At 49.9% G+C, this 907-nt stretch carries 7 tRNA genes; all 7 read right to left on the bottom strand.

What is annotated here, in order from left to right:
• Window positions 1-73: 73 nt before the first annotated feature.
• A tRNA-Thr gene (locus tag AB4111_RS31020) sits at window positions 74-149 on the bottom strand.
• Between the two features lie 20 nt (window positions 150-169).
• Window positions 170-245, bottom strand: a tRNA-Phe gene (locus tag AB4111_RS31015).
• Between the two features lie 95 nt (window positions 246-340).
• Window positions 341-418 (bottom strand) — tRNA-Asp (locus tag AB4111_RS31010).
• A gap of 25 nt (window positions 419-443) precedes the next feature.
• Window positions 444-517, bottom strand: a tRNA-Met gene (locus tag AB4111_RS31005).
• A 17-nt stretch (window positions 518-534) separates the two neighbouring features.
• Window positions 535-610, bottom strand: a tRNA-Val gene (locus tag AB4111_RS31000).
• Window positions 611-677: 67 nt separating this feature from the next.
• A tRNA-Glu gene (locus tag AB4111_RS30995) sits at window positions 678-749 on the bottom strand.
• 9 nt (window positions 750-758) lie between these two features.
• Window positions 759-850 (bottom strand) — tRNA-Ser (locus AB4111_RS30990).
• Window positions 851-907 lie beyond the last annotated feature (57 nt).

Genomic DNA, 907 nt, shown 5'->3' with positions numbered 1-907 from the left:
ACCACCGAACCCGTACGGGAGCAGATTTACAGTCTGATGCGTTTGGCCACTTCGCTAATCCTCCAGGATTACATGGTGCCGGCGAGAGGACTTGAACCCCCAACCTACTGATTACAAGTCAGTTGCTCTACCAGTTGAGCTACACCGGCATATTAATTTTTTTTTAAAATGGTGGCTCGGGACGGAATCGAACCGCCGACACGAGGATTTTCAGTCCTCTGCTCTACCGACTGAGCTACCGAGCCATAATAAAGTCTAATCTTAATTCCTTACACTTTATATAGGGCATCAGTGCCATACAGCAGATGTAGTGAACAGTTTGCCTCATGTAAAGATTAAATGGCGGAACCGACGGGATTCGAACCCGCGATCTCCTGCGTGACAGGCAGGCATGTTAGGCCAACTACACCACGGTTCCATAATACTTTCTCAAGGAAAGTTAATTGCGGGGGCAGGATTTGAACCTGCGGCCTTCGGGTTATGAGCCCGACGAGCTACCGGGCTGCTCCACCCCGCGTCGTTATAAAAGTTATATGGTGGAGGCTGAGGGGATCGAACCCCCGACCCTCTGCTTGTAAGGCAGATGCTCTCCCAGCTGAGCTAAGCCTCCGAACAACACATTTATGATCATATCATAATCTTGTTGTAAAAATCAACTTCTTTTTTTGAAGTTAATATGACCCGTAGGGGATTCGAACCCCTGTTACCTCCGTGAAAGGGAGGTGTCTTAACCCCTTGACCAACGGGCCTTATTATTATGGCGGAGAGAGAGGGATTCGAACCCTCGAGACGCTTGTGACGCCTACACGATTTCCAATCGTGCTCCTTCGGCCAGCTCGGACACCTCTCCATATGGCTCCCCGAACAGGGCTCGAACCTGTGACAACTCGATTAACAGTCGAGTGCT

It is taken from the genome of Paenibacillus sp. 2KB_22, assembly GCF_052115745.1.
Classification (GTDB): domain Bacteria; phylum Bacillota; class Bacilli; order Paenibacillales; family Paenibacillaceae; genus Paenibacillus.
Note: the sequence above shows the minus strand (reverse complement) of the source record. Positions and strands in the feature narration are given on the sequence as shown.